General features: G+C 70.6%; 7 protein-coding genes and 2 pseudogenes. All 9 read left to right on the top strand.

The genetic code is table 11. The annotated features are described in order from the left end of the window. Positions 1-182 (top strand): annotated as a pseudogene (locus D7Y13_RS46010) (hypothetical protein); the annotation flags it as partial. Between the two features lie 35 nt (positions 183-217). After that, complete coding sequence (asd, locus tag D7Y13_RS34970) at positions 218-1,060, top strand: archaetidylserine decarboxylase (RefSeq protein WP_120535202.1); 843 nt, start codon at positions 218-220, stop codon at positions 1,058-1,060. A 26-nt stretch (positions 1,061-1,086) separates the two neighbouring features. Continuing rightward, complete coding sequence (gene hisS, locus D7Y13_RS34975; RefSeq protein ID WP_233595846.1) at positions 1,087-2,352, top strand: histidine--tRNA ligase; 1,266 nt, start codon at positions 1,087-1,089, stop codon at positions 2,350-2,352. A 173-nt stretch (positions 2,353-2,525) separates the two neighbouring features. Continuing rightward, the gene (locus D7Y13_RS34980) at positions 2,526-2,936 is read left to right on the top strand and encodes a S24/S26 family peptidase (RefSeq protein ID WP_255425939.1); all 411 of its coding nucleotides are present in this window, start codon (positions 2,526-2,528) and stop codon (positions 2,934-2,936) included. After that, positions 2,933-3,247: a PqqD family protein gene (locus tag D7Y13_RS34985; RefSeq protein WP_120535200.1), complete on the top strand. Its 315-nt coding sequence runs from the start codon at positions 2,933-2,935 to the stop codon at positions 3,245-3,247. Before D7Y13_RS34980 ends, D7Y13_RS34985 begins: the two co-directional genes overlap by 4 nt. After that, positions 3,244-3,801: a hypothetical protein gene (locus D7Y13_RS34990; RefSeq protein ID WP_120585233.1), complete on the top strand. Its 558-nt coding sequence runs from the start codon at positions 3,244-3,246 to the stop codon at positions 3,799-3,801. The genes D7Y13_RS34985 and D7Y13_RS34990 overlap by 4 nt, the downstream gene beginning before the upstream one ends. 1 nt (position 3,802) lies before the next feature. Continuing rightward, on the top strand, positions 3,803-6,880 hold the full coding sequence (locus tag D7Y13_RS34995; protein WP_244222413.1) for an outer membrane protein assembly factor BamB family protein: 3,078 nt from the start codon (positions 3,803-3,805) through the stop codon (positions 6,878-6,880). After that, positions 6,877-7,047 (top strand): hypothetical protein, encoded by a 171-nt coding sequence (locus D7Y13_RS46015; RefSeq protein WP_158620462.1) that lies wholly within the window; start codon positions 6,877-6,879, stop codon positions 7,045-7,047. Before D7Y13_RS34995 ends, D7Y13_RS46015 begins: the two co-directional genes overlap by 4 nt. Further along, positions 7,044-7,474: pseudogene (locus D7Y13_RS35000) on the top strand (hypothetical protein); the annotation flags it as partial. The gene D7Y13_RS46015 and the pseudogene D7Y13_RS35000, both read left to right, overlap by 4 nt.

Consider the following 7,474-nt stretch of genomic DNA (forward strand, 5'->3'; position numbering starts at 1 on the left):
GGATGCGGGAGGGCTGGAAGCTGAGCGACCGGGCGTCCTGCCGGCTGGAGTTCCCCAGCCATGCGGACACGATGGTGTTGATTGAAGACGGCCGCGTGCTGGCGCTGTTACCCACCAGCGAGATGCGCACCGTGCAGCGGTACGCGGATGGCGGCGTGGTGTCCTCCGACGCCGGCCGTTGAAACCCCTTTTTCCCTATCGTGACTGACGACCTTCGATGAACGAACAGACCTTCATGAAGTTGATGCGTGTGCTGCCCAAGTCGGCGGTGTCCTCCGCGGTGGGCCTGGCCACGCGCCTGCCGGCGCCGGCGCCGGTGCACCACTGGGCCATGCGCGCCTTCGCCAAGGCGTACAACGTGGACATGGCGGAGGCCGAGCACGCCTTCGAGAACTACCCCACCTTCGCCCAGTTCTTCACCCGCGGCCTCAAGCCGGGCCTGCGCCCGGTGGACGGGGGCAAGAACGTCGTCGTGTCGCCGGTGGATGGTCGGGTGTCCCAGGTGGGCTACTCGGACAACGGCCGGTGCCTGCAGGCCAAGGGCATCGAGTACACGGTGGACGAGCTGCTGGGGGACGCGCAGGCCGCGAAGCCCTTCCACGGCGGCGCCTGGACGACGCTGTACCTGTCGCCCCGCGACTACCACCGCATCCACGCGCCGCTGGGCGGCACCATCACCGGGTACGCGTACATTCCGGGTGAGTTCTGGCCGGTGAACCCCGCGTCGGTGAAGAACAAGCAGTCGCTGTTCTGCGTGAACGAGCGGCTGGTGACGTACCTGGACACGCCCGCCGGCAAGGTGGCGGTGGTGAAGGTGGGCGCCACGTGCGTGTCGCGCATCAAGGCGTCCTACGAGGACATCACCACCCACATTGGCCAGCCGGGCAAGGTGCACCGCTACGGCGCGGGCATCCCGGTGGAGAAGGGTGGGGAGCTGGGCCGCTTCGAGATGGGCTCCACCGTCATCCTCTGTTTCGAACCGAAGCGGGTACGCTGGGACGAAAGCCTCCAGCCGGAAGCGGTGGTGCGCATGGGCACGCGCATCGGGGAGATCGTGTGAGTCAGAAGATCAACGGCGTGAAGGGGATGAACGACCTTCTGCCTGGCGAGATTGAAGTCTGGCAGTTCGTGGAAGGCACCGCGCGCACGCTGTTCAGCCGCTTCGGCTACGGCGAGGTGCGCACGCCCATGGTGGAGGACACCGCCCTCTTCGTGCGCAGCGTGGGCGAGGAGACGGACATCGTCGGCAAGGAGATGTACACCTTCGAGGACAAGGGCGGCCGCAGCCTGTCCCTGCGTCCGGAGGGCACCGCGCCCGCGGCGAGAGCGTACATCGAGCACTCGGTGAGCAACGCGGAGCCGGTGTCGCGCTGGTTCTACATGGGGCCCATGTTCCGCTACGAGCGGATGAAGACGGGCCGCTACCGCCAGTTCTCCCAGATTGGCGCGGAGGCGTACGGCGCGAAGGAGCCCGCGCAGGACGTGGAGCTGATGGACATGGTGGTGCAGTTCCTGGAGGCGCTGGGCCTCAAGGACGTCACCCTGAACATCAACTCGCTGGGCGACGAGACGTGCCGGCCCGCCTACCACGCGAAGCTGGTGGAGTACCTCAACGCGCACCGGGAAGAGCTGTGCGCGGACTGCCAGCAGCGGCTGGAGCGCAACCCGCTGCGCGTGCTCGACTGCAAGAACGAGAAGTGCCAGGCGGTGGCCGGAGCCGGGCCCAACGTCCTGGAGTTCCTGTGCGAGCCGTGCCGCGCGCACTTCGGCGACCTGCAGCGCAAGCTTGCCCAGCTGGGCATCCGCTACGTGGTGAACCACCGGCTGGTGCGCGGCCTGGACTACTACACGCGCACCGTCTTCGAGTTCATCGCGTCGCACCCCGCGCTGGGCACCGCCAGCACCGTGGGCGGCGGCGGGCGCTACGACAAGATGATGAAGGGCCTGGGCGGGCCGGACGTGCCCGCCGTGGGCTTCGCCATGGGCCTGGACCGGCTGGTGCTCCTGCTCAAGGAGGGTGGCAAGACGTTCACCGCCCAGCCGGACCTGTTCATCGTCGCGGCGGACGTGGACGCGGCCTGCCAGGACGCGGCGCTGGCGCTGACCAGCCGCCTGCGCCGCGAGGGCTTCTACGTGGAGTTCGACACGCGTGGCGGCAGCCTCAAGAGCCAGATGAAGCGCGCGGACAAGTCCGGCGCCCGCTTCTCCCTGGTGCTGGGCGGCGACGAGCTGCGCAGCGGGCAGGCGAAGCTCAAGCCGATGGCGGGCGGAGACCTGGTGCCGGTGGCCCTGGACAACGTGGGCAAGACGCTGCGCGCCCAGCCGGCCGCGGCTCCCGCGCCCCAGGGATGATCCGCCGCTGATCCTCCGATCCGGTCCGCCGGGTCGGAGGGCAGGCGGCCGGCCCGTCTTCCCTGAAAATCCCGGAGTAAAGGTGTTAAGCATCGTAAGTCCTGGGAATCGCTGGGAGATTGAGGCTCCAGAGATTCGCGAGCGTTGAGAGGCTGGGGTAGATTCGGTCTCCGATGGCGAGCGTCCCCCGCACCGCATCCGTGATCGATGGTCCGCGCTGGATCCCCGTGGATGGGGACAGCATGTGGCCGTCGTTGCGTGCGGGTGACGTGGCGGAGGTGGAGCCGCTGGTGGAGGCCCCGCGTCCGGGCGAGGTGGTGCTGGCGCGCTTCGAGTCCTCGCTGGTGCTGCACCGGGTGCGCTGGTGTGACGGCGACGTGTGCGCGCTGCGCGGGGACAATGGCGGGGGCGAAGATCCGCCGCTGCCTGTCTTCCGTATCCTGGGGAAGGCGCGGCGGGTGCGCCGTGGGGGCGCGGTGCTGGAGATGGAGCGCTGGGACGTAGGCCCCCGCCTGCTGGGCCGGTGGCGCGCGACGGTGAAGCGTCGGCTGGCCACGTGGCTGGGAAGGACGGGCCGCCCATGAGCTTCGCGGAAGCCAGCGTTCCCCGCCGCCGCGCGGGTGCTTCGGGCGAGTGGTTCGGGGCGGACTTCCTCGTGCTGGACGCGGAGGGGCGCACCCTGCGCGGACTCAACGCGACGGCGGCGCGCATCTGGGCCTTGTGTGACGGCCAGCGCACGGTCCGGGCGGTGGCCGAGGCGGTGGCGCAAGAGTCTTCAACCGACGTGGGTCCGGTGTTGGCCGACACGCTGCGCTTCCTCACGGAATTGCAGCGGCGGGGACTGGTGGATGAAGTGCGCGCGCCGGCCGGTGCCGCGCCTCGGGAGGTTCGATGATGCGTGCGCTCGTGGCGGTGCTGGCGGGTGCGGTGGTGCTGTCTGCGTGCTCGGAGGGGGTGTCCCCCCGTCCGCCTCCGGCCGTGACGCCGGGGCAGGGGAGCGACAGCGCCGGGCCGCTGGATCCGACGGACGTGCTGGCTGGAGGCGGAAGCGTGGCCCGGCCTCCGCCCGAAGCGCAGGGGGACCCCGTGGCGGGGGAGCAATTGCCTCCCGTGGAAGTGCCGCCGCCGTCCGGAAGCGCGCGGGTGGTGGGCGCGGCGTCCGGGCCGGTGGGCCTGTCCCAGGTGGATCAGGTGGACGTGGACTTCGTGGTCCGGGGCGTGCGGGGCAGGGGCCAGGTGGACGTGGAGTTCATCACGCCCACCGGGCGGCCGTACGAGAAGCAGGGCCAGACGGTGGAGGCGCCGCCGGAGGAGTCCCGCACGCTGCGCTTCTCGCTGCCGGTGGCGGGCACGCAGGTGACCGCGTCGCGGATGACGGGCACGTGGCAGGCGCGTTTCTTCCTGGATGGCGTGCTGCTCGCCACCACCCCCTTCACCCTGGAGCCGTGACGTGAGCGCCGCCATGAACCTGCGAACCCTCACGCTCCTCGCCGGCGTGCTGCTGCCCGTGGTGGGCTTCTCCCAGACCTGGACCGCCCGGATGGTGCCGTCCGCGGGAGAGACCGTCGCGCGCGTGGTGATGGACGAAGCGTCCGAGCTCGTCGTGGAGGTGACGAACACGGCCTCGGCCACGTATGACAACTCCCGGCTGTCGGAGGTGTCCTTCGTCCTTCCGGATGGCTACCAGTTCCTGGGCGGCCTCCCCGCGGCGGAGACGCCGGATTGGAAGATCGAATACTTCGACGCGCCTTCGCGGCGGCTCACGTTCCAGTCCAGCGTGGGGTGCTCGGATGACGCGGAGCGGGGGCTGGCGCGGGGGCAGAGCGCCCGCTTCGTGCTGAGCGTGGTGGCCCCCCTGGACCGCGCGAACGACAAGGCCAATGAGCGCCTGATGGCGGGCACCTACGGCCGCGACCAGTGCGATGGCACGAACTACACCATCAACCTGGCCACCTATTCGTGGACGCGCTCCAGCCTGTCGTCCACGGTGACGATGACGCCTCGCGGGGTGGCGGCCAACGGGAACGCCGTGGCCCGCGTCGTCGTGGAGAACCGCACCAACGCGAACACCGGGACGCTCACGGTGGACAACCCCACGTCCACGAGCGCCGTGCCGCTCACGACCGTGGGGACCGAAGCGCCGTTCAACAAGACGGTGCCGCTCCGGGGCGCCGGCGTCTTCGTGATCAACGTGCGGCCGACCGCGGCCGGCACGGTGGCGGCGCGGGTCCGCGCGCGAGCGACCGCGGGCACCGTCACCGCGCCGCTGGCGGATTCGCCGATGGTGGACGTGGGCGCCTTCGTGGCGGCGGCGGACATGGACGTGGTGGATGCGTTCGCCGACGAGCAGGTGACGCTGCGGCTCACGGTGCTCAACACCTCCACCGCGAACACGTACGCGAACGTGCACCCGCGCGCGCCCGTGCTGGTGGGCAACGCGACCGCGACGCTCGTGTCCGGGCCTTCGCCGGAGACGGTGGCGCAACTGGCCCCGGGGGCCTCCGCGCAGTTCACGTGGCGCTACCAGGTGTCCGGCGCGCCCGGCGCAAGCTACCAGTTCCAGGTGCGGGCGGACGCGACGCTCAACGGCGCGCCGGTGGTGAGCGACCTGGTCACGACCGCGCGCAAGGGGCGCATCGTCCTGCAGCGCGTGCGGCTGAGCCAGGAGGCGGTGTCCACCGCGGCGACGAACGTCACGGTCGCGTACACGGTGCAGAACCGCGGCCCGCTGCCCCTCATCGAGGTGAAGCTGTTCAAGCCGGCGGTGAACTTCTTCGCCGTCGCCGCGTCCGGGCCGCAGCCCGTGAACGACTGGACCCTCTACTACGACAACGCGTACTACCTCTGGGAGTCGAACTCCGGCGAGGGCATTCCCCCGGGCGGCGAGCTCACCTTCCGCGTCACGTATTCGGGCTTCAGCGCCGTCACCGGGGACACGGTGTTCCGCCACCGCCTGGAGCTGAACCAGGGCTACAACGATCCTCGCATCCACGTGAACGCGTGGATGACGCTGCTCGCGGTGACGAGCGCGCCGGATGTCCAGCGCGTCACCGGCGTGGCGCGCGACGGCAGCGTGACGCTGACGTGGGACAACCCCTTCAACCACGGCGGCACCCTGGTGCTGCGCGCGCAGGGGACGGCGCCCCCCAACGCCGCGCCCGTCAGCGGCGTTCAGTACGCGGTGGGCGACGTGCTGGGCAACGCGACGGTGGTGTACTCGGACGAGTTCAGCTCCGCCTCCAGCTTCACGGACACCTCCGTCACCAACGGCACGACGTATGTCTACCGCGTGTTCAACGCGGACGACGCGCGCCGCTACGGCCCGGGCACGCAGCCCACCTCGCTGGGCCTGCTGGCCACGCCGCGCGCTCGGACGGCGGGGCAGCCGCTGTGGTGCTACTCGGTGGGTCTGGCCTCGAAGTTCCAGCCCGTCACCGCGCTGGGCGAGGGCATCTTCAGCTCCTTCAACGATTCGGTGGTGGGCAACCTCACCAGCGTGGCCAACCCGGCCGAGGACGGCGCGGAGCGCTTCCGGCCGGTGAAGCTGTCGGGCGCGGTCGGCAGCCGCTTCCCGGTGGTTCCGCTGCTGGGCCGGCCGGGGCAGCAGTTCCTCGTCGTGGGCGACCAGGCCGGTGTCCCGGCGGTGATCAACGCGGCCACGGGCGAGTTCCTGTGGCGCAACACCACGATTGGCCTGGGCAACATCAGCTCGTTCCCCGTCACCCAGTTGCTGGACTACGCGAACCCGGCGTACCGGGCGATGTACTCCAACGTGGATCTGGCCATCTTCGCGACGCGCCTGTCCTCCGCCACGCAGAACCAGGTCGTTGCGCTGAACGCGGCCACGGGCGCGTTCATCTGGCGCTACCGGCCCGGGGACCTGGGGATGATCAGCGGCGGCATGCTGGTGGACTACACGACGAACAAGCTCTACGTCGGGACGAAGACGGGCGTGGGCAGCACGAGCACCCTGCGCGTCCTCAACAGCCTCACCGGCCAGGAGCTGGGCCGGCGGGCGCTGGGGGACCTGGAGTACGGCGTGGTGCGCAACCCCGCGTCCAACCAGATCCTCGTCACCGCCCAGGACGGCATGGTGTACGGGCTGGATCCGGCCACGCTCGCGACCGTGTGGTCGGTGTCGCTCGTCACGCAGCCGACGGCCGCCGCGTTCACCCACTTCGTGCGCCCGCTGGGCCGGGGCTTCGTGGCCAGCCTCTCCAACGGCACCCTCCAGCGCTGGGAGGTGGATGCGAACAACGTCCCCGTGTGGAAGTGGACGACGACGACGCCCATCACGAAGCCGTCCGGCACCTTCGCCCTCAACGTGAGTGGCGTGGCGCGCATCTACGTCGGCAGCTCCGACGGCAAGGTGCACCAACTGGATGCGGAGACGGGTGTCGATACAGGGCAGGTGTCCATCGGATCCGCCCAGGAGATCGGCACGCCCACCATCGACCATACCGTGGGCCGGCTGCACGTCGGCTCGGCGGATGGTCGCATCTGCGCGTTCCCGGTGCCCTTCCCATGAGCGCTCGACCTCCGCAGCAGCCCGCGGTCAAACCGACCGCGTCGAAGCCCGCGCCGGCCGCGCCGGCCGTGTACGTGCCGCCCGCCATCCTGTGGGAGCAGCCCTTCGTCGCGCTGGCGCAGATCTCCGCCTGCAACATCCCCGGTGAATCGGAGTGCGTGCCGTGAGCGGTGGGGGCCCGTCGTCGGGTCCCCGTGATGCCGCGCTCCGGGTCACCCTCGCCGGGTGGACGGTGGCGCTGGAGGTGGAGGACGGCGCGCTCGCCGCGACGCTGGGGCGCGTGTTCAGCGCGTTCCTGGCTCCGGCCGCCGGGACCTCCTCCGATGCCCGGCTCGTGCTGCGGGCCCCTTCGAGTTCGCGACCTCCGCCCGCCGTCCGGGAGCTGCCCTGGCTGGAGCCCGGCGCTTCGGGGACGCTGCGGGTGGAGGGGGAGGACTACGCGGCGGTGCTGTCCGGGGACCGGACCCACGCGGACGTCACCGGGGCCGGACGCTTCCCGGTGGAGACGGTGCTCAAGGTGATGCTCGCCTCGGCGCTGGCGAAGCGCGGAGGGCTGCTCATCCACGGCGTGGGACCTGCCTCTTATACACATCT

Origin of the sequence: Corallococcus praedator, assembly GCF_003612125.1 — a bacterium.
Taxonomy (GTDB): domain Bacteria; phylum Myxococcota; class Myxococcia; order Myxococcales; family Myxococcaceae; genus Corallococcus; species Corallococcus praedator.